The organism is Halorussus pelagicus (assembly GCF_004087835.1).
Lineage (GTDB): Archaea > Halobacteriota > Halobacteria > Halobacteriales > Haladaptataceae > Halorussus > Halorussus pelagicus.
Map to the genome: position 1 here is coordinate 2,917,174 of NZ_CP035119.1, position 19,172 is coordinate 2,936,345.

Annotated in this window: 16 protein-coding genes; 9 read left to right on the top strand and 7 right to left on the bottom strand. The window is 64.9% G+C overall.

Annotation, left to right across the window (positions count from 1 at the left end):
• The first annotated feature begins 111 nt into the window (after positions 1–111).
• The 3 genes from EP007_RS14690 to EP007_RS14700 all read left to right on the top strand — a co-directional run bounded on the left by EP007_RS14690 (position 112) and on the right by EP007_RS14700 (position 3,792).
• Positions 112–522 (top strand): hypothetical protein, encoded by a 411-nt coding sequence (locus tag EP007_RS14690; protein WP_128478366.1) that lies wholly within the window; start codon positions 112–114, stop codon positions 520–522.
• Between the two features lie 108 nt (positions 523–630).
• Entirely contained in the window at positions 631–2,097 is a 1,467-nt protein-coding gene (dinB, locus tag EP007_RS14695; protein ID WP_243700399.1) for a DNA polymerase IV, read from the top strand.
• A 96-nt stretch (positions 2,098–2,193) separates the two neighbouring features.
• Complete coding sequence (locus EP007_RS14700) at positions 2,194–3,792, top strand: helicase HerA domain-containing protein (protein ID WP_128478367.1); 1,599 nt, start codon at positions 2,194–2,196, stop codon at positions 3,790–3,792.
• Between the two features lie 90 nt (positions 3,793–3,882).
• Here the strand turns inward: EP007_RS14700 and EP007_RS14705 are convergent, their stop codons facing one another.
• A complete protein-coding gene (locus EP007_RS14705) occupies positions 3,883–4,830 on the bottom strand; it encodes a TIGR02391 family protein (protein ID WP_128478368.1) in 948 nt (315 codons plus the stop codon).
• Positions 4,831–4,953: 123 nt separating this feature from the next.
• On the opposite strand from EP007_RS14705, the gene EP007_RS14710 reads away from it, so the two are divergent.
• Together EP007_RS14710 and EP007_RS14715 are read left to right on the top strand one after the other, a co-directional pair.
• On the top strand, positions 4,954–5,226 hold the full coding sequence (locus EP007_RS14710) for a hypothetical protein (RefSeq protein WP_128478369.1): 273 nt from the start codon (positions 4,954–4,956) through the stop codon (positions 5,224–5,226).
• Positions 5,227–5,441: 215 nt separating this feature from the next.
• Positions 5,442–7,343, top strand: a complete 1,902-nt coding sequence (locus EP007_RS14715) for a PQQ-dependent sugar dehydrogenase (protein ID WP_166035620.1) — start codon at positions 5,442–5,444, stop codon at positions 7,341–7,343.
• A 72-nt stretch (positions 7,344–7,415) separates the two neighbouring features.
• On the opposite strand, the gene tpiA is transcribed toward EP007_RS14715, so the two are convergent.
• Entirely contained in the window at positions 7,416–8,060 is a 645-nt protein-coding gene (gene tpiA, locus EP007_RS14720; RefSeq protein WP_128478371.1) for a triose-phosphate isomerase, read from the bottom strand.
• A 124-nt stretch (positions 8,061–8,184) separates the two neighbouring features.
• Here tpiA and EP007_RS14725 point away from each other — a divergent pair, with 124 nt between their 5' ends.
• Complete coding sequence (locus EP007_RS14725; protein ID WP_128478372.1) at positions 8,185–8,403, top strand: hypothetical protein; 219 nt, start codon at positions 8,185–8,187, stop codon at positions 8,401–8,403.
• Between the two features lie 94 nt (positions 8,404–8,497).
• On the top strand, positions 8,498–9,226 hold the full coding sequence (locus EP007_RS14730) for a dolichyl-phosphate hexose transferase (protein WP_128478373.1): 729 nt from the start codon (positions 8,498–8,500) through the stop codon (positions 9,224–9,226).
• A 385-nt stretch (positions 9,227–9,611) separates the two neighbouring features.
• Here EP007_RS14730 and EP007_RS14735 read toward each other — a convergent pair whose 3' ends face one another.
• From EP007_RS14735 to EP007_RS14755, 5 genes are all read right to left on the bottom strand, one after another.
• Positions 9,612–11,726 (bottom strand): ArnT family glycosyltransferase, encoded by a 2,115-nt coding sequence (locus EP007_RS14735; RefSeq protein WP_128478374.1) that lies wholly within the window; start codon positions 11,724–11,726, stop codon positions 9,612–9,614.
• Positions 11,723–12,940: an ABC transporter ATP-binding protein gene (locus EP007_RS14740; protein ID WP_243700400.1), complete on the bottom strand. Its 1,218-nt coding sequence runs from the start codon at positions 12,938–12,940 to the stop codon at positions 11,723–11,725. The genes EP007_RS14735 and EP007_RS14740 overlap by 4 nt, the downstream gene beginning before the upstream one ends.
• A complete protein-coding gene (locus EP007_RS14745) occupies positions 12,933–14,588 on the bottom strand; it encodes an ABC transporter permease (RefSeq protein WP_128478375.1) in 1,656 nt (551 codons plus the stop codon). Before EP007_RS14745 ends, EP007_RS14740 begins: the two co-directional genes overlap by 8 nt.
• A gap of 2 nt (positions 14,589–14,590) precedes the next feature.
• Positions 14,591–15,739, bottom strand: coding sequence for an extracellular solute-binding protein (locus tag EP007_RS14750; protein ID WP_128478376.1), 1,149 nt, complete (start codon positions 15,737–15,739; stop codon positions 14,591–14,593).
• 61 nt (positions 15,740–15,800) lie between these two features.
• A complete protein-coding gene (locus EP007_RS14755; RefSeq protein WP_128478377.1) occupies positions 15,801–16,964 on the bottom strand; it encodes an alpha-1 4-glucan-protein synthase in 1,164 nt (387 codons plus the stop codon).
• Positions 16,965–17,142: 178 nt separating this feature from the next.
• On the opposite strand from EP007_RS14755, the gene EP007_RS14760 reads away from it, so the two are divergent.
• A complete protein-coding gene (locus tag EP007_RS14760; RefSeq protein ID WP_128478378.1) occupies positions 17,143–17,322 on the top strand; it encodes a hypothetical protein in 180 nt (59 codons plus the stop codon).
• Between the two features lie 77 nt (positions 17,323–17,399).
• Positions 17,400–19,046, top strand: coding sequence for an acyl-CoA synthetase (locus EP007_RS14765; protein ID WP_128478379.1), 1,647 nt, complete (start codon positions 17,400–17,402; stop codon positions 19,044–19,046).
• Positions 19,047–19,172 lie beyond the last annotated feature (126 nt).

The window sequence follows — 19,172 nt, forward strand, 5'->3', positions numbered from 1 at the left end:
CGTCGGGTTTCGTTTTTCCAGAGTTGAGAGCCGACCCGTTTCGGGCGATCGGCGACCCCGAACCACGACCGAGCGAGAGAACTAAGTCCCGGAGACGGCATACTCGGGACGATGAAGTCGCCCGAACACGCCGCGCTGGGCACCGTCGCGTCGGGACTCCTCGTGGCGACGCTCCCGGTCTCGCTCCCGTTCGAAGCCGCGGTTCTGTTGGGCTACGGCGTCCTCCTGTCGGTCTTCGTGGACCTCGACCACTTCGTCGTCGCGCGCTATCTCGCGGGCGACTGGTCGCACCTCCGGCGCTGTGTCGCCGACCCCGTGTTCGCGTTCACCGAACAGGAGCGGGTGTTCGACGGCGTAGATACGCAGACGCTCGAAACGCTCCGACTGCTCAGTCACCTCCTGCTCGGCGGCGCGTGGGTCGGCGCGCTCGCGCTGGTTCGGCCGGTGTACGCGCTGTTCACCGCGGGCGTCCTCTACGTCCACGTCGTCGCCGACCTGCTCCGGGACGCCGACGTGGCGTGAGGGGAGGACGCACCGAGAGCGAAGGTGGGAGCGCACCGAGGGTGTGTGAGGAGGCGAACTCCGACCCCGAACTGAACCTTTATCCTGTCTCGGAATCCATCCTCGACAGTGACTGAACGCGGGTCGCGCCTGCCGGGGACGCCCGACGAGGAGGGCGGCGACCCCATCGTCCTCCACGTCGATATGGACTGTTTCTACGCGGCCTGCGAGCGCCGCCGAGAGCCGAAGTTGGAGGGCGAACCCGTCGTCGTCGGGATGGGCTACGAGGAGGGCGAGAGCCACGGCGCGGTCGCCACCGCGAGTTACGAGGCCCGCGAGTACGGCGTCGATAGCGCCCAAGCCATCTCCTCGGCTCTCGAACGACTGCCGCGTAAGGCCGAAGAAGGAGAGCAAGCCGACGACGCGGGCTACTACCGACCGGTGGACATGGACCACTACGAGTCGGTCAGCGCGGAGGTCAAGGAAATCCTCCACGAGTCGGCCGACGTGGTCCGAGAGGTCAGCATCGACGAGGCGTACCTCGACGTGTCCGACCGGACCGCGTGGGAGGTCGCCGAGGGGTTCGCGCGCCACGTCAAACACCGCATCGACCGCGAGGTCGGCGTAACCGCCAGCGTCGGCGTCGCGCCGAACATGTCCGCCGCGAAGATAGCCAGCGACCACGACAAGCCCGACGGTCTCGTAGTCGTTTCCCCCGGCGAGGTCCGGGAGTTTCTGGCACCGCTCGACGTGGCCGAGTTGCACGGCGTCGGCCCGGTCACGGCCCGCGAGTTGACGGAGATGGGCATCGAGACGGCGGCGGACCTCGCGGCGGCCGACCGAGCGCAACTGGAGACCAGATTCGGTGAGCGCGGTGCGGAGATGCACCGCCGCGCGCGCGGCGAGGACCAGCGCGAGGTCACGCCCACAGGGCGACCCAAAAGCCTCTCGCGGGAGTCGGCGTTCACCGAGGCGACCGACGACGGCGAGCGAACGCGCGACCGGATTGGGACCTTGGCGGAGGCGGTGGCCGACCGCGCCTCCCGGCAGGGCGCGATGTACCGAACCATCGGCATCAAGGCCGTGACGCCGCCCTTCGACGTGAACACCCGCGCGAAGTCCCTGCCCGGCCCGGTGGACGAACCGGAACTGGTCGAAGAGGTCGCGCTCGACCTCTTCGAGGAGTTCGACGGCGTCGAGGTCCGGAAGGTCGGCGTGCGCGTCTCGAACCTCTCGTTCGCCGACGGCGAGCAGGCGAGTCTTGGCGACGGCTGGCAGTCAAGCGCGAGCGACGACGGGGCGGAGCGTTCGGACGGCCAACGTTCGCTCGGCCGCCAGTGGGACGACGATTCCGAGTCGGACGACAACTCCGGCGTCGAACGCGACGGAGCGACGGCGGAGACCGACCCGGACGGGCAACTCTCGCTCGGCCGCGAGTGGAACGAGTCGGACGGCGACACGAAGGTAGCGACGAGCCACGACGACACAGAGCAGTCGGGGGCGCACGACGGGGAAAGCGCGACGGACGACGAGGCGAGCGCGGAAAGCGACGAGTCGGACCCCGACGGACAGGTCTCGCTGGGCGACTTCGAGTGAGTCGCTTCCGGACCGCGTTCCGCGGGGAGTCGTCGGCCCGCCCCGAATCGTGGCCCGACAGTTTATGAGGGACCGGTGAGAGGTAGCCCGCAAGGAATGTCCCAAGAGACCATCGACGTGGCTGAGGTGAGCGCCGGGAAAGGGGGCGAGGACGGCGACCCCGGCGACCCCGTCGAGTTGCCGGTCGTGGAGGTACTGACCGGCCGGGCGTTCATCACCGGAAAAAGCGGCTCCGGGAAGTCGAACACGATGAGCGTCGTCGCCGAGAAGCTCTTAGACGGCGGATATCCGGTAATGCTTGTGGACACAGATGGTGAATACTACGGTCTCAAAGAAGAGTACGAACTTTTACACGCCGGGGCCGACGAGGAGTGCGACATTCAGGTCAACCCCGAACACGCGGAGCGACTGGCGTCGCTGGCGCTGGAGGACAACGTCCCCATCATCCTCGACGTGTCGGGCTATCTGAACGAAGAGGACGGCAAGGAACTGCTGAAAGCGGTCGCCCAACAGTTGTTCGCCAAGGAAAAGAAGCTCAAGAAGCCGTTCCTGATGGTCGTCGAGGAAGTCCACGAGTACATTCCCGAGGGCGGCGGGATGGACGAGTGTGGCCGGATGCTCATCAAAATCGGCAAGCGCGGGCGCAAGCACGGTCTCGGCATCGCGGGTATCAGCCAGCGCCCCGCCGACGTGAAGAAGGACTTTATCACGCAGTGCGACTGGCTCGTGTGGCATCGACTGACGTGGAACAACGACACCAACGTCGTCGGCCGAATCCTCGGCACCGACTACGCCGACGCCATCGAGGACATGGGCGACGGCGAGGCGTTCATGACGACTGACTGGTCCGAGGAGACCCGCCGGGTGAAGTTCCACCGCAAGCAGACGTTCGACGCCGGGGCGACGCCCGGACTCGACGACTTCGAGCGCCCGGACCTCAAGTCGGTCAGCGACGACCTCGTGAGCGACCTCCGCCAGATTAGCGAGGAGGAAAGCCAGCGCGAGGACCGCATCGAGGAACTTCAACAGGAACTCCGCGAGAAGGAAAGCCACATCGAGGACCTCGAACGCCGACTAGAGGAGGCCCGCGAGATGGAAGAGGTCGCCGACAAGTTCGCCAAGGCGATGCTCGACACCTCGCGGAACCAGCGCGCGAACCCCTACGTCGAGACCAGCGGCGGGACGATAGAGCGCCCACGCGCCCCGCGAGGGCAACAAACTGGCGGGCGGGACCCGCAAGCCACCGGACGAGACCAGCAGGCGGACCTCGGCGGGTTCGAGCAGGACGATGCGGCGGACGGCGAGGAATCGGTCGAGACCGACAGCGACTCCGGAGCAAGCGAGGACCCCGAGCGCGACGACGAGGCGGCCAACCGGAACCCCACTGACGCCATTCGGGAGGAACTGGACGCCCTCGAACCGGTCGAGCGCGGAATGTTGGCCCACTACCTCCGGCAGGGTCCCGCGACGCCGACCGACGCCCACGTCGTCGCTGGCGGTCCCGAGGACCGCGAACTCGCGTACAACCACAACCGGACGCTGCGCCAGCGCGGATTCGTCCAACACGCCGGGAGCGGCGAGTACGTCGCGGCTCTGCCGAGTCTGCTCGCGGCGCTGACCGACGGCGAGATGGACGACGACACCCGGACCGAGGCGCTAGAAGCGGTGGCCGAGGAGTTGCCGGACGTGGAGTAAGTCGGGACTTTCCGACGATTATAGGGTGTATTCAAAAGTGTTGGCACATGCGAAAGCGAGTAACGTAACAGAAATCACTAAATCCGTAATTTAGTCCTTATTCACCCCCTCTTTTATCAGCTGTAGTAGCAAGTCTGAAAGAAATATGATGTTTTGAGATTGTCGCTGATCTATATTATCTAAATACCTATTCTTATCCGGATTCTGCTTCCGGTGCTTGAGAGGGTTAAACAAGCCTTGTATGGAGCCACTGAATAGGAGCATAACTCCTGTCTGTTCATTATCGCTCTCTCCCAACGTGAGTGGTCCATTATTCGGAGAGAATGCATGTTCCATCAATGCCTTCCCATACTGATCGGTGAACTCTTCGCCTGTAAGTTCATCCACACGTTCCTCAACGATTTGTATCGCTGTTTCTGCGGCATCAGCATACTGGCCACTTTCAAAAGAAGGAGAACATCGTGCCTTCAATTCTTCGTCAATATGTTTGAATGGTAGTTGCACTTCTTCTGAAGAGTTGTTTTTGTGATTTTCTTTATATGAATCGATGACCTGAGAAACAAGGCTTTGAAGTGTTTTAAGATGGTCATTTCCCTTCTCCTCACCATCCTCAAGTCGCTCAGTTCGTGGAATAAGCCGTGTACCTAAGAGGTCACCGTCTTGAAAAGCTAATAAATGAACGCCACTTGAATTTATATCAACTATAATTTTATCCAATTCTGTTTCGCTATCTTTTTGACGGAATTGTCCGTTCAGATCCTGTATGTGTTTATTTATTGATGCATTTGTGTCATTATTTCTCGCCTCAATCAATACTTGTTCAAATTCTTGAAGCCAATTAATACCGTCTGAATAAATGAATATAGTGCTCTCACGTTTCGATTTTATGCCTCCATGGTATGATTCTTTTTTATACCGTCCTTGCGTGAGGAGATAGGCACCTCCTTCATCATAACCGATGTCCACACGAGCAACATTCTCGCCAGCCCACTCCCCGCTTTGATACTTCTCTCTATTTAAGCGCTCGCTTAGTTCCATTGTGAGACGTATCCAGAAACACTATACTAATTAATATCTGTTCCGAATTAGAAAACCAGAACAAATAGTGGTAGGCCCTTTCAACTGGGCGGGCTTTTACTGCCGAGGGGACTACTACTGAGCATGAACACGCTGGCGCGGGCGGGCGACGACCGATGGCGTCTCCCCCAGCACGCCTACCTCGTGGTCTACGACGAGCGCGAGACCGAACTGCTGACCATCTACGACTGCGGCGCGGCCCAGAAACCGCCCTCGGCGCGAATCCTCGGAAACCTCGTCCGGGTGAAGGCCGACCACGAGTTGGAGAACACCCCCACTGGTTACATCGTAAGGATGCGCGAGAAGTCGGTGCTGGAAAAACAGGACGAGGACCACTGGCGCATCCTCGCGGAGTGAGACGGAGGTCGGGCGAGGACCGGATGGAACGGGTGAGACCGCAAGATGGGACCAGCGGGCCGGACCGGACGAGTCAACGCGGCCGTAATCGGGTTTTTCGTGGTGGAAACGACGGCATAGCTCGCGTGAACGAGGGCATATTCTGCGGAACCGTGACGATACTGTACCCGAACGATACTTCCGGCTTATGTAGCGCAGTCACGTCGGTCTCGAAGATGTCGAGTAATAACTCAACCACCGACGAGAACCACGAGACCGACAACAACGGGGGACAGGTACGCGACCGCTCCTCACGACGGACGTTCCTGAAGGCGACGGCGGCCACCGGTACCGCCGTCGGTCTCGGGCCGGTCGTCACAGCGGGACAGGAGCGACAGGAGTACCGATTCGGCGGGGAGGTCGCTGGCTGGCAGGGTCGCTCGCCGTCCCAAATCGGGGGGACGACGAACCCGACGCTCGAACTGTCCGAGGGCGAAGAGTACGCGTTTACCTGGCAGAACGTCGATGGGTTGCCCCACAACGTCGCCATCCTCAACGGCGAGGGCGAGGCTATCGAGCGCACCGAAATCATCTCCGAGCGGGGCGCGACCCAGACCTTGCAGTTCACCGCGACCACGGATATGGCCGAGTACGTCTGTGACGTTCACCCGGCGTCGATGCGCGGAACCATTCAGTTCGAGGGGGCCGCGACGACCACCGCGGCCGAGGAGACCGAGCGATTCATGCCCGTCGGTCCGGGCGTCGGCGTCGAGCGAATCGCCGACGGGTTCGTCTCCCCGGTCGGACTCGAAGTTCCGCCGGGCGACGACGACCGGCAGTTCATCCTCGACCAAGTCGGCCAAATATACGTCCACGGACCCGACGGCTTACAGGACGAACCGTTCATCGACATCGCCGACCGGATGGTAGACGTTGGCGGCCGTGAGGGGAGTGACTTCGACGAGCGGGGACTGCTCGGCGTGACGTTCCATCCCGACTTCCAGAACAACCGGCGGTTTTTCGTCCGATACAGCGCGCCCCTCGGGGAACCACCGTTCCTGAGTAGCGCCGACTGGAGCGACGTACCGGACCTACAGGAGTACGACCACATGGAGGTGCTGTCGGAGTTTCAGGCGAGCGAGGACCTGAGTAGCGGCACCCCCAACTCCGAGCGCAGGGTTCTGGAGATGCCGTCCCCGCAGTTCAACCACAACGCGGGCGACCTCGCGTTCGGCCCGGACGGGTACCTCTACGTGCCGACCGGCGACGGCGGCGGTGCCGACGACGTTGGACTCGGCCACGTCGAGGACTGGTACGACCGCAACGAGGGCGGCAACGGACAGGACGTGACCGAGAACCTGATGGGCGGTGTCCTGCGTATCGACGTAGACCGCCTCCAAGGCGACCTGCCCTACGCGATTCCGGACGACAACCCCTTCGCGGAGGGCGGCGAGTTCGCGGATTACGACGGACTCCCCGAGCAGCACTCGTGGGGCTTCCGGAACCCGTGGCGGGCGTCGTTCGACGACGACGGCAACTTCCTCGTCGCGTCGAACGGCCAGAACCTCTTCGAGCAGGTGGACATCGCACAGTTGGGCGGCAACCACGGCTGGAACGTCAAGGAGGCGACCCGCTGTTTCAGCACGGAGAATCCCAACGAACCGCCCGAGCAGTGCCCGAACAGCACCCCCGACGACGTGCGCGGCGGCGAACAGTTCATCGACCCCGTCATCGAGTACCCCCACACCTACGAGGGCCGGGGCGTCGGAGTCTCGGTTATCGGCGGGTATATGTACACGAATGACGCCATCGAGGGGGTTCAGGACAAGTACGTCTTCGGCGACTACAGTCGGACCGGGGCCGACCCTGCGGGGCGCATCTTCGCGGCGACGCCCTCCGAGAACGAGGACGAACTCTGGTCGCTGGAGGAGATACAGGTCGCCAACTCACCGAACGGGAAACTGAACCGATTCATCCTCGCGTTCGGACAGGACAATCAGGGCCGACTCTACGTCCTCGGCAACGGCTCCGGGACCATCACCGGCGAGACCGGCGAGGTGTACCGCATCGTCCCGGCGGGCGAGGGCGAGCAGTTGGAGACCACCGAGGAGGAAACGACGACGGAAGGAGGAAACTGACGCTTCATTTTTCGGGGTGCTGTGGGCCGAACAACACCGAAACGCCGGAAATCGCCCGCTCGGTAGTCGCGGCTACAGCGGTGCAACTAAGTCTTTGAGCGCGGCCTCGGGGTCGTCGGCCTTCGCCACGCCGCTGGCCAGCAAGACACCCTCCGCGCCCAACTCTTGGGCCGCGGCCAGGTCCTCACCCGTCGAGATGCCCGCGCCGCAGTAGACCGCCACCGAGTCGTCTGCGTCCTCGGCGGCCGCGACGGCGTCGGTCACGATGTCGGGGTCGGCCTTGCTGACCGGCGTGCCGGTGCCGATGAGTTCCGGCGGTTCGACCGCCACGGCGTCCGGGCCGAGACCGGCCACGGCCCCGATTTGGTCGGGGTTGTTCGCGCAGATACAGGTCTCCAGTCCGACGCGCTCGGCCGCCGCGAGCGCGGCGTCGATATCTGCGAGTTTGAGTCGGCGCTCGGAGTGGTTGAGCATCGTTCCGGTCGCGCCTGCCTCGGCGGCGGCCTCCGCGAGCGTCGAACCGGTGTGACTGCCGTGTTCGACCGGGCTAACGTGCTGTGCCCACGTTTCGACGCCCGTCTCGGCGACGCGTTCGAGGTGGGCGGCCTGCGGCGCGACGGCGACGGGGACGCCCGACTCCTCGCTCACGTCGCGGGCGGCGGTGGCGATTTCGACCGGGTCACAGGGGTAGGCTTTGAGGTTGACGACGACTTTCATACGAGAACTGTCCACCGGGCCGGACTAATAGGTTGCGAGAGAAGGAAGCGGACGACCTCGGCTACGTCTCCGAGCGGTCGAGCGCAGGCGAACGGTTATACTGTTGGAAACACAACGTGACGCCATGATAACACGTCTACTCGGCTGGCTTCGGTTCGGCGAGTCCTCCGACGGCGACAGCGGCGGCACGGTCTGGGACGCGATTCCGTCGTGGCAGTACCGGGGCCGTCACGTCGATTCTGGCGGGGTAACCCGCGACGAACAGGAGCGCGCGCTCGGCGAGGTCCAGCGACACGCCGAGGAGTTAGAGAAACAGAGCGAGGCGTTCGACAACCGGCCCTGAGGATGACCTCGGTCCGGCCAAAATGTCCCCCAACCGCTAGGAATTTTGGCGAACCTAAAAGTACAAATACGGCCCACGACAAGCGACGGATAGCATGAATACGGACGTATCCGGGTCGGCGAATTCCGCTGGCGCGGACGGGCCGACCGACGAGTACACGTTTGACGACGTAAGCATCGTGATGGGCACGTACAACGAGGAGGCGGCCATCGGGACGGTACTCGACGACATCGAGCGCGTGACCGACGGGCGGGCAGAGGTCGTCTGCGTGGACGGGTCGTCGGACCGAACGGCCGAAATCGCCCGCGAGCGCGGCGCGCAGGTCATCGAACAGCGACCGCAGGGCTACGGCGTCGCGGTGCGCGAGGCGGTCCTGACTCCTGACCGGCCGGTGGTTGTGACGACCGACTGTGACGACACCTACCCGATGGAGCAACTGCCGGAGTTCCTCGACTGGATAAACCGAGGCTACGACGTGGTGAGCGGCGACCGACTCTACTGGGGTGCCGAGGCGATGCCCGACCTCAATCGGTGGGGCAACCACGCGTTCGCCGCGCTGGCGAGTGTCCTGATGGGCGAGCGCGTCCACGACACGACGACCGGGATGCGGGCGTACCGCCGTCACGTCGTCGAGGACATCCGGTGGACCGAGAACACGGGTCTCTCGGCGGAACTGCTGATTCGCCCGCTGATGCGGGGCTACGACGTGCGCGAGATTCCCATCGAGTACGACGAGCGCGCGGGCGAGACGAAGTTAGACCCCTTCGCGGGCGGCGCAGCCATCGTCAAATCCATCATCAAGGTCTGTCTGGCCGAACAGTAGCACGAGCGCCGGACCGAGGACCTCGCGGTCGCAGGTCCCGGAATCGTCTTCCCGTACGAGGGCGCGAAAGCGGTCCGGCGACATTGTCGTCCCGTTCCGTGACCTCGACCGAGGGTTTACGTCCGATGGCGGGACGAACCCCGCCCGGACGCCTCGTGCGGTCGCCCGGCGGGCGGGGAACGGGGACCGCCAGTCTGGGTAGCCTTCAAACGGCCGAGCCAATATCGAGACGTATCTTCGAGTGGTAAAGAATGAAAATTCGTTCTTCGAGAACGGATTTCCTGTCTCTTGTCGCCTCGACCGGGGTCGTCGCTGGTTGGTCTCGCGGAGCGGCGGCGCTGTCGCGGAATCCGGGGCGTGGCGTGCGACTCGGAGAGTGACATCGTTACGGAGCGGTCGCGTTGCCGTCGTCGGCGACGCGACCGGACCGAGTCGCCCGGAGCGTCGTCTCCATGCGAACCTCGTTCGGGACCGCGTCCTCGACGTAGGCGGCCGCGCCGTTGCAGTTGTCCGGGACGAAACAGACTTCCCGGTAGGGCGTCAGCGCGGCGACCTCACCGTCTGCCTGCCGGACCGGCAGTTCGAGGCGGTAGGAGAACCCGCCGGACGCGCGGCTGACAAACACCTGCACGACGAGTTCGTCCTCGCGGGCGACCGGGACGGTGGCGTTCTCGCCGACGGGACTCACGCCCGGACCGCCGAGGCGCGCGGTCCCGTCGGCCACTCGAAGCCCGAGCGACACGTTTTTCGGCGTCCCATCGACCTCGTAGTAGCCCGACTCGTCGCCGGTCGAGACGCGGGCAGACACGCTCTCGGCGTACTCGGGCACCGCGAGCGTCGCGTTCAGGGTGACACGCTCGCCGCGGACCGCCCGGACGCGGTGAATCGCGGGGTTGACCGACTCGCCGAGGAACGGCGTCCACTCGCCGCGGTAGACGTACCGGTAGTAGTCGCGGTCGGGGTACGCCGCGACCACGTCGAGGTCGTCGGGACCGTCCGAGAGCGCGTAGACGCGCTCGCCGTCGAAGCCGGGGTCGTTCCGGAGGTGCTGGAACGGGTGGTTGAGCCAGTCGCCGTACGGCGTCGGGAGGAACACCACCGAGTCGGAGAGCTGTCGGTCCTCGAAGGGCTGGTAGGCCCGTTCGTAGGAGTCGGTAATCTCGGCGTGGTCGGCGACGGTCGGCGCGAGGACGCCCGCCGTCGCGCCCGCGAGCAGAACCGCGCCGACGAGCGCGACGCCCGCGACGACCGCTCGCGGGCGTCGAGTGCGCTCGCCAGCGAGCGCACGCACGCGGTCGAATCCGAGGAAGGCGGCGTGGGCCGCGAACGCCGCGGTCGGCACCAACAGGTCGAAGTGGTAGTACGGCCCGAGCGTGTCGATGAGTCCGTCCGCCGGGTCCGCCAGCGCCCCGAGGATGTTGAGGTTGCCCCAGAAGTAGACGTTGCCCGCGAGTACCGAGACGAACAGGCCCGCCAGCATCGCTCTGGCCTGCACGTCGGTGAGGTCGGCGGTCTTCCCGACGGAAGCGTGGCGCAGGAACGCGCCGACGCCGACCGCGGCGAGTAGACTTCCGACCGGCCCGGCGACGACCCACTCGGTGAACAGCACCGACGCCACCTCGGCGTTTGCCCGAAGCGCCAGTTCGGGGGTGTAGTTGCGCGCGTAGCCCAGAATCTCGCGGTGGCCGAACCCGAGACCGTCCTGAGGCGCGAACGCGGCGTAGGGGAAAACCATCGGCGACCCCGTCATCGCGGCGTTGTACGCCAGCGCCGCCCCGACGCCAGCCCCCCCGCCGAGCGCGGTCAGCGAGAGGCGCGTCAGGCGCGTCGCCGACGGACCGGCCCACAGCGAGTAGAGCGCGTGGGCGATAAACGGCGCGGCGAACAGCACCGACGTGTACGGTCGCGCGAAGAACGCCGCGCCGATTGCGAGACCCGCGAGCAGGGCGTAAGCGTGGGTTGCTCGGATCCTCGCGCCCGCGGCTTTTACCGCTCCCTCGCGCCGGGCAGACCGGAGGTACGCGAACGCGAACAGCAGGTTCCAGAACGTCGTCGGCGCGTAGGGGAGGAACACCGACGAGTCTATGAGGAACAGCGGCGACGCGAGCAGGAAGACTCCCGCGAGCAGGCCGGTCCGCCGGTCGAAGGCCTCGGCTACAATCGCGGTCGTCAGCGCCACGTTCGCCGCCCCAATCCCGGCCAGCGCGAGGCGCGCGCCGCCGAGCAACTTCCCGACGGCGAACATCGCGGCCGGAACCGGCGCGTACTTGGGGTAGAGTTCCGCCCCGTCCCGGACGAAGAACCACGGCCGGAACGAGTCGGGAACCGGCGGGGACACCGAGAGTTGCCCCTCCAACAGCATCCCGGCCTGCTGGAGATACACCGCCTCGTCGTGATTGGTCGTGTGGTACGGGAACAGTTCGGTCGCAAGCAGGAGGACGATTGCGCCGCCAACCATCGCAACCGCCGCGGAGAAGAGCCGAAATCGCCGTCGGTTCATCGAGGTCGTACGGACTCCGAAACGCGCTCGGTGGCCGATTCCTCGTCGTCCTCGGGCGGGTACCACGCCAGCGTGTGGTCAGCGTCGAGTTCGACCCGGACCGGTTTGCCGATGTCGAGTTCCTTGACGTGGTTGTGCTGACAGTGGACCAGATCGCCGTTGTCGAGTTCAACCCGGTAGACGAAGGAGGGACCGGTGTACTGGCGGTGGATGATGTGGCCGTCGGCCTCCGATTCGTCCACGACGGTCGCCCGGAGGTCGTCGGGCCGGACCAGCACGTCGAGGTCGGTGCCCGCGTACTCCGTCGTCAGGCCGTTGAGACGCTGGGGCGCGAAGTTACCGATGGGCGTGACGACCGTCCCCTCCTCGTGCCACGCCGAGAGGAATCCGGCCTGTCCGAGGAAGGAGGCGACGAACCGCGACTCGGGGTGTTCGAAGACGCTCTCGGGGCGGCCGACCTGCTCCATCTCCCCGTCGTTCATCACGGCCACGCGGTCGGAGATGGAGAGCGCCTCCTCTTGGTCGTGAGTGACCGATACCGCCGTGACGCCCGCCTCCTTCAGAATTCGGCGAACCTCCTCGCGCATCTCGACGCGCAGGCGAACGTCGAGGTTCGAGAACGGCTCGTCGAGCAGTAGAATTTCGGGTTCGGGCGCGAGCGAGCGCGCGAGGGCGACGCGCTGTTGCTGGCCGCCCGACAGTTCGTCGGGCGTGGCGTCGCGGTGGCCCGCGAGGTCTACGAGGTTCAGCAGTTCGGAGACGCGGCGCTCGGTCTCGCGCTCGTCGGTCTCGGTGAGACCGAACGCGACGTTCTCGAAGACCGTGAGGTGGGGAAACAGCGCGAAGTCCTGAAAGACGAGTCCTACGTTGCGATTCTCGGGCTTGACCGACCCGGTTTCGTCGGCGACGACTTCGCCGCCGAGTCGCACCGTCCCGCCGTCGGGGCGTTCGAGTCCGGCCATCATCCGGAGGGTCGTGGTCTTGCCACACCCGGAGGGACCGAGCAGCGTGAGCAGTTCGCCCTCGCGGACCGACAGCGACAGCGAGTCCACCGCGGTTTCGGCGGCGTACTCCTTGACGACGCCGTCGAGGTCGAGAACGGTCTCGTGGTCGGCTTCCGCGTCGTCGCTCTCGTGTCGCGGTGCGGTCGCCGTCTCGTCGCGGTGCGTTCGGTCCATGGTTTCGGAGTCATCGTGTTGGGTTCGTCTAGGCATCGTTCTCTCCTTCCTGTCGCACGAGGCTTCCGTCCTGCTTGAGCAGGACCAGCATCGAGAGCGCGGACACGCCGACGAGGACGAGCGCCGGAACCGCGGCCTGTCCGTAGTAACCCGCGTCCTGTACGCGCCAGATGTACGTGACGAGGGTTTCAAAACCTGTCGGACGAAGGATGAGGGTTGCCGGGAGTTCCTTCATCGTCGTCAGGAACACCAGCGCCGCACCCGCAACGACGCCCGGACGGACGAGTGGGAACGTCACGCGCCGGAACGCCGACCCCGGCGACTCGCCGAGTGTCCGCGCGGCCTCGGTCAGTTTGGGGTCAACCTGTAGGATTGACGACTGAACCGCACCGACCGCCTGCGGGAGGAACCGGACGACGTAGGCGAACACCAGCAGGGGAATCGTCTGGTAGAGGTTGAGTTCGACGCCGAGGAGTTCCGGCGTGTTCGACGACGCGAAGTACACCAGCGCGAGACCCAACACGACGCCGGGGGTCGCGTAGCCGACGTAACTCGCGCGCTCGAACAGCGTGGCGAGTCGGGAGTCCGACCGCCCCGAGAAATACGCCACGGGGAGCGCCCCGAGCGTCGCGGCCAGCGCGGCGAGCAACGCGACCCATCCGGAGTTGAGACCGTATATCCACGAGAAGTCGAACCCGCCGCCAGTGTAGGCCGGGTTACTCCGGAACAGCCACATGAACAGGATGGCGACCGGGACGACCAGACAGAGCGCGGCGACGAGCGCGCAGAACAGCAGCGCCGGACCCTTCCAGTATCCCAGCGAGATGCGGACCGACCCCGACCCGCGCGAGACGTGGGCACCGTCCTCGCTTCGGGAGATGCGGTTTTCCAGTGCGAGGATGACCGCCGCGAACGCGAGGAGTTGAAGCGACAGCAGCGCGGCGTAGTTCGGTTCCCACATCGAGACGTACACCTGCTGGGTGAACACCTCGAAGCGCATGATGGAGGGCGTGCCGAAGTCCGAGAGCGCGTAGAGCGCGACCAGCAGACTCCCGGCCGCGATACCCGGCGCGATTTGGGGGAGCGTGACCTTCCGGAAGGCCGCCCATCGACCGTGATTCAGCGTCCGGGCGGCCTCCATCAGTCGCCCGTCGAACGACAGCAGCGAGGCTCTGGTCGTCAGAAAGACGTAGGGGTACGTAAATAGCGTCAGGACCAGCGTCGCGCCCTTGAAACCGTAGATGGTCGGAATCGATTGGACGCCGAGCGGCGCGAGCAGGTCCGAGAGAACGCCGTGCGGGCCAAACGCCGAGACGAACGCGAACGCGCCGATGTAGCTCGGGACGACCAGCGGCAGGGAGACGACGACGGTCCAGAACCGCCGGAACGGGAGGTCGGTCTGGACCGTGAGAACCGCGAGCGGGACGCCTATCAGGACCGACCCGAGCGTGACGCCCCCAACGAGCGCGACGCTGTTGGTCACGACTTCGAGCGTCGAGGGCTGAAACAGCAGGTCGAGTGCCTGCTGGAAGCCGATTTCGAGCGACCGCAAGATGAGCCACACCAAGGGGAACGCGACGGCGGCAGCCACCGCACCCGACAGCAGGACGAGCGAAACCGGTGGCGACTCCTCGTCTCCACCGAACTTCGCGGTGGCCTCGCGGATGCGGTCGCTGGTGGACATTCCTACAGCACCCCGACCTCTCGCATCAGTTCGAGGGTCGGTTCGAGGTTCGAGAGCTTCGAGAGGTCTATCTCCGGCGGTTCGAGTTGGTCAACCGTCGGGAGCGGGCCGACGGGCGACACCTCCGGAATCATCGGGTACGCGAACGTCTGGGTGGCGAAGAACTCCTGTGCCTCCGCAGAGAGCAGGTGGCGGACGAAGTCGGCACCGAGTTCCTGCTTGTCGGAACTTTCCAGAAGCTCACACCCCGAGACGTTGACCAGCGCGCCCGCGTCGCCTTTCGTGAACGCGAGGTCGATGGGCGCGTTCTCGCGCGAGGCGATGACTCGAAGCGCGTAGTAGTGGTTGGCGAACCCGGCCTGCAGTTCGCCGTCGGCGACGGCGTTCGACACTTGGAACTCGTCGGGATACCGCGAGACGTTGTGGTCCTGCATCCCTCTGAGCCACTGTTTGGTCGTCTCGGGACCTTCGAGTAGTCGCATCGCCGTGACAAACGACTTGAACGCGCCGTAGGTCGGTGCCCAGCCCATCGAACCCTCCAGCGCGGCGGTCTGCGGCAGCTGTTGGACCTTGTCCGGGATGTCGGACTCCGAAAGCTCGTCGGTGTTGTACGGAATCGAACGCGCACGCCCGGCGACGCCGACCCACGCGCCGTTCGAGTCTCGGAAGCCCGACGGAACCGGGTCCAGAACGCGCTGGGGGAGTTGGCTCGTGATGTCGGCGTCGGCGACGAGACCGAGCGACGTGGAGTCGATGGACCAGAACACGTCGGCGTTGGTTTCGCCGCCCTTCTCGACCTCGATAATTTCGTTGGCCAACTGGGTCGAGCCAGCCATCCGGACGTTGGCGTCGAAGTTGGAGTATTTCTGTTCGAGGAGGCGGACCAGATTCTCGTAGAGTCCGCCCTCACCGCCGCCGAGATATATCTCCAGGGACCCTTCGAGGTCCGGGAGATCGTCCATCGAGGTGCCGCCCGGCGCGGACCGGGACTCGACGAGCGGACCCGACCCGCGGAAGTCCGAGATGCTGAGTGCCGAACTACTCTCTTGTTCGCCGGTAAACTGCGACAGACAGCCGCCGAGGCTCGCAGTCGCGCCGACCGCACTCGACGCGAGGAGACGACGACGTGTCCAGAACTGACGCTCGCTCATACTTAGAATTAGGCTTGCCTAAAACTCTTATACTTACCGATTTCGGCGTCGGCGGATCAGTTCAATCGTCGGCCGGAGTCGGGGTGGACTCGATTGCGCGGAGTTCGTCCAGCGCCGAAAGCCAATCGAGCATGTACTCGCCGACGTAGTTGAAGAACGCGCCGTTCTCGTACTCCTCGAAGTCGCCCTCGGCGAGTTCGGTCGCCATCGCCTCGAAGACGCCCGCGTAACTGTCGGCGTCGCCACCGGTCCCGTCGATGACTTCCCAGAGGTGTTCGTTGAGTTCGAGTCCCGGAACCTCGTTGTTCAAGTCGCCGAACGTCGAGCGCGGGGCCTTGTTGTGTTCGCAGAGCGGCGTACCGTTGTAGATGCGCTTGCCCAACACGTCGCAGGCGCGCTTGAGGAAGACGCCCGACCAGATGTCGTCGAACCGGCCAACGTCCCAGCGGTTGTCGTCCATCGGAAGCTGGTAGAACGCCGGGATGACCTCGCGCTCGAACGCGAGGTTCATCGAGCAGACCGTGAGATAGTTGTCGCGGGCCGCGACGAAGTCGCCGTCGTAGTCATCGGTCGTGGTGCGGGTCTGGGCCTGTCCCTGCAGGTCGCCGTCCATCAGGATACGGACCGCGTCGAGGTCCGGCACGTTGGTCCAGAGTCCTTGAGAGGCCACCACGTCCGAGATTTCGGTCGTCTCGGTCTCGACGCTCTCGTCCATCGCGGCGTAGGGGTAGCCGCGGGGGTAGAGTCCGTGTTCCTCGAAGTTCTGGTAGAGGACGTTGACCCAGTTCTCGTCGGAGGATACTTCCTCGATTTCGCCCTCGAAATCGAGATTTCGCATGTGACTGCCGAAGAAGTCGAACTCCTCGTGGGGTAAGGTGTCGTCGTCGATGAAAAAGCCGTAGTCGAAGTCGTTGGCCCAGACGTACAGCAGGCCGAAACTCGTCTCGGCGTGACTCGCCGCGGGGACGAGGTGGTCGTACTCCGCGATGCCCTGCTCGTCGTACCACTCCGCGCGTCTACTCGCGTCGAACACCTCGCCCGAGACGCCCTCGTCGGCCAGCATCGCGGCCATCTCGTCGGTGTCGCAGAAGTCCTCGGTCACCAGCACGACATGGAGTCGGTCCAAGTCGAAGCCGTGTTCGCGGGCGTTCTCGAAGTACGCCCGCATGCACTCGTACTCCCGAATCGTCGGGACGACGACGCAAATGTCTGCTGTTGCGCTCATTCGTTACCCGAGAGTTGGTTTAGGTATACCTAAAAAGTTGTCTATCCGCGCTGGTCGGGCCGGTGGAAGCGTGTTTCGGGCGGCCCGTCTGGGCGACGCCCGCCGCCAGCGCCATCCGTCGCAACCGACCACGCCAGCGACACCCGAAGCTAAGTGTCTCGGCGTTGCGACGCGGGGCATGGACGACAAGACACAACTCTGGGGCGGGACCGCCCTCCTCGTCTTCGGTGCGGTGGTCCTGTTCGCACCGCTGGTTATCAGACTGCGGTACACGACGCTGTTGCTCGCCGCCGCCGTCCTCGTTCTCGCGGCGGGCGCGCTGTTGGTCGGTCTCTCGCGGCGCGGCCGGGCGGTCTGACTGCGGGGACCGAAATCGGCCGTGAAATGTGAGAACTTGCGACACACTCAAATAACTGACCAACGAGGATATCGAACATGTCCGTCGATTACGAGCGCGAACGCGACAGTTTCGAGTGGGCGATTCCCGACGACTACAACCTCCCGGCGGTGCTGGAAGCCCATGCCGACTCGTTCGGCGACCGACTCGCGGTCCGGTTCCGCGACGCCGAGGGCGGCGAGACCGAGCGGACCTACGCCGACGTGCGAGACGACGCGAACCGCTTCGCGTCGGCGCTGGCCGACCTCGGCGTCAGCGAGGGCGACCGCGTGATGCACCTGTTCCCGCGCCACCCCGACGCGTTCGCTATTCAGGTCGGGGCGCTGGCCCGCGGCGCGTTGCTGGTTCCCTGTTCGGCCATGCTCAAACCCAAGGACCTCGCGTTCCGGGCGAACGACTGCGAGGCCGAAACCGTCGTCGTCCACGAGGGCCTGACCGAAATGGTCGAACCGATTCTTGAGGAGACGCCGCTTGAGCGCGTGGTCGTACTGGACGCCGAGGAGGACGACGAAATCGCCGACAGCAAGAACTGGCACGCCTTTTCGGCCCTGCTGGAGGGCCGGAGCGCCGACCACGAGGGACCGAACCTCGGCGCGGACGACCCGATGTCCATCAACTACACCAGTGGGACGACCGGGCAACCGAAACCGGTCCTCCACCGCCACCGCTGGCTCCGCTGTTTCGAGCTAATCAACGCGCCCTACTGGTGGGGCGTCACGCAGGAGACGGACTTCTCTGACGAACTGCTGTGGGCGACCACGGGGACCGGATGGGCCAAGTGGTTCTGGAGTCCGGTCGGCGTCGCCCTGACGACCGGCGCGCCCCAGTTCGTCTACGAGGGGGAGTTCGACGCCGAGACGTTCCTCGACCTGATGGACGAGGAGGGCGTGACGCGACTCTGTGCGGTCCCGACCCAGTACCGGATGTTCACGCAGGTCGATGAGTTGGCCGACTACGACCTCGCGCTAACCGAGGCCGTCTCGGCGGGCGAACCGCTCAACCGCGAACCGATTCAGGAGTTCGAGGAGGCGTTCGGCGTGACGCCGCGGGACGGCTACGGCCAGACCGAGACGGTCGCGCTGGTGACGAACTACCCCGGCATCGACGTGCGGCCCGGTAGCATGGGCAAGCCCGTGCCGGGCATCGACGTGACCCTGCTCGACACGCAAGACGAGGAGGAAGTCGAACCGGGCGAGACCGGCGAGATTGCAGTTCCGGTGGACTCGCCCGCTATCTTCGACGGCTACTACGAAAAGCCCCAACTGGACGAGAAGACGTTCTACGGCGACTACTACCGGACCGGCGACCTCGCCCGGATGGACGAGGAGGGCTACTTCTTCTTCGAGGGCCGCGCCGACGATATCATCATCTCGTCGGGCTACCGCATTGGTCCCTTCGAGGTTGAGGACGCGCTCGTGGGCCACGAGGCGGTCGCCGAGGCCGCGGCGGTCGCCAGTCCCCACGACGAGCGGGGCAACGTTGTCAAGGCCTACGTCGTTCTCGCGGACGGCCGCGAAGGGAGCGAAGAGCTGACCGACGAGTTGCAAGAGTACATGAAGGCGGAGACGGCCCCGTACAAGTACCCCCGACGCATCGAGTACGTCGAAGAGCTACCGACGACCTCCAGCGGGAAGATTCGCCGGATAGAATTGCGCAAACAGGAGAAACAGCAGTTCGGGGAGTGACGCTCGCGCGTGACGACCGAATCGACACCGACCACGGGATGCGCCCGCGATTGTCCGCTCGCGCTCAGTCGCGGACGGGGACACGCGGCGCGAGTCGCGGTGCCGTCGCTGTCCGTGAGGGCTGAC

What these genes read in the sequence shown, in the direction of transcription:
- EP007_RS14710 (WP_128478369.1), top strand. Translation starts at nt 4,954, where the DNA reads ATGAACACGCTGGCGCGGGCGGGCGACGACCGATGGCGTCTCCCCCAG.
- EP007_RS14745 (WP_128478375.1), bottom strand. Translation starts at nt 14,588, where the DNA reads ATGTCCACCAGCGACCGCATCCGCGAGGCCACCGCGAAGTTCGGTGGA.
- EP007_RS14705 (WP_128478368.1), bottom strand. Translation starts at nt 4,830, where the DNA reads ATGGAACTAAGCGAGCGCTTAAATAGAGAGAAGTATCAAAGCGGGGAG.
- EP007_RS14715 (WP_166035620.1), top strand. Translation starts at nt 5,442, where the DNA reads ATGTCGAGTAATAACTCAACCACCGACGAGAACCACGAGACCGACAAC.
- EP007_RS14700 (WP_128478367.1), top strand. Translation starts at nt 2,194, where the DNA reads ATGTCCCAAGAGACCATCGACGTGGCTGAGGTGAGCGCCGGGAAAGGG.
- tpiA (WP_128478371.1), bottom strand. Translation starts at nt 8,060, where the DNA reads ATGAAAGTCGTCGTCAACCTCAAAGCCTACCCCTGTGACCCGGTCGAA.
- EP007_RS14690 (WP_128478366.1), top strand. Translation starts at nt 112, where the DNA reads ATGAAGTCGCCCGAACACGCCGCGCTGGGCACCGTCGCGTCGGGACTC.
- EP007_RS14730 (WP_128478373.1), top strand. Translation starts at nt 8,498, where the DNA reads ATGAATACGGACGTATCCGGGTCGGCGAATTCCGCTGGCGCGGACGGG.
- EP007_RS14750 (WP_128478376.1), bottom strand. Translation starts at nt 15,739, where the DNA reads ATGAGCGAGCGTCAGTTCTGGACACGTCGTCGTCTCCTCGCGTCGAGT.
- EP007_RS14755 (WP_128478377.1), bottom strand. Translation starts at nt 16,964, where the DNA reads ATGAGCGCAACAGCAGACATTTGCGTCGTCGTCCCGACGATTCGGGAG.
- EP007_RS14725 (WP_128478372.1), top strand. Translation starts at nt 8,185, where the DNA reads ATGATAACACGTCTACTCGGCTGGCTTCGGTTCGGCGAGTCCTCCGAC.
- EP007_RS14735 (WP_128478374.1), bottom strand. Translation starts at nt 11,726, where the DNA reads ATGAACCGACGGCGATTTCGGCTCTTCTCCGCGGCGGTTGCGATGGTT.
- EP007_RS14740 (WP_243700400.1), bottom strand. Translation starts at nt 12,940, where the DNA reads ATGCCTAGACGAACCCAACACGATGACTCCGAAACCATGGACCGAACG.
- EP007_RS14760 (WP_128478378.1), top strand. Translation starts at nt 17,143, where the DNA reads ATGGACGACAAGACACAACTCTGGGGCGGGACCGCCCTCCTCGTCTTC.
- EP007_RS14765 (WP_128478379.1), top strand. Translation starts at nt 17,400, where the DNA reads ATGTCCGTCGATTACGAGCGCGAACGCGACAGTTTCGAGTGGGCGATT.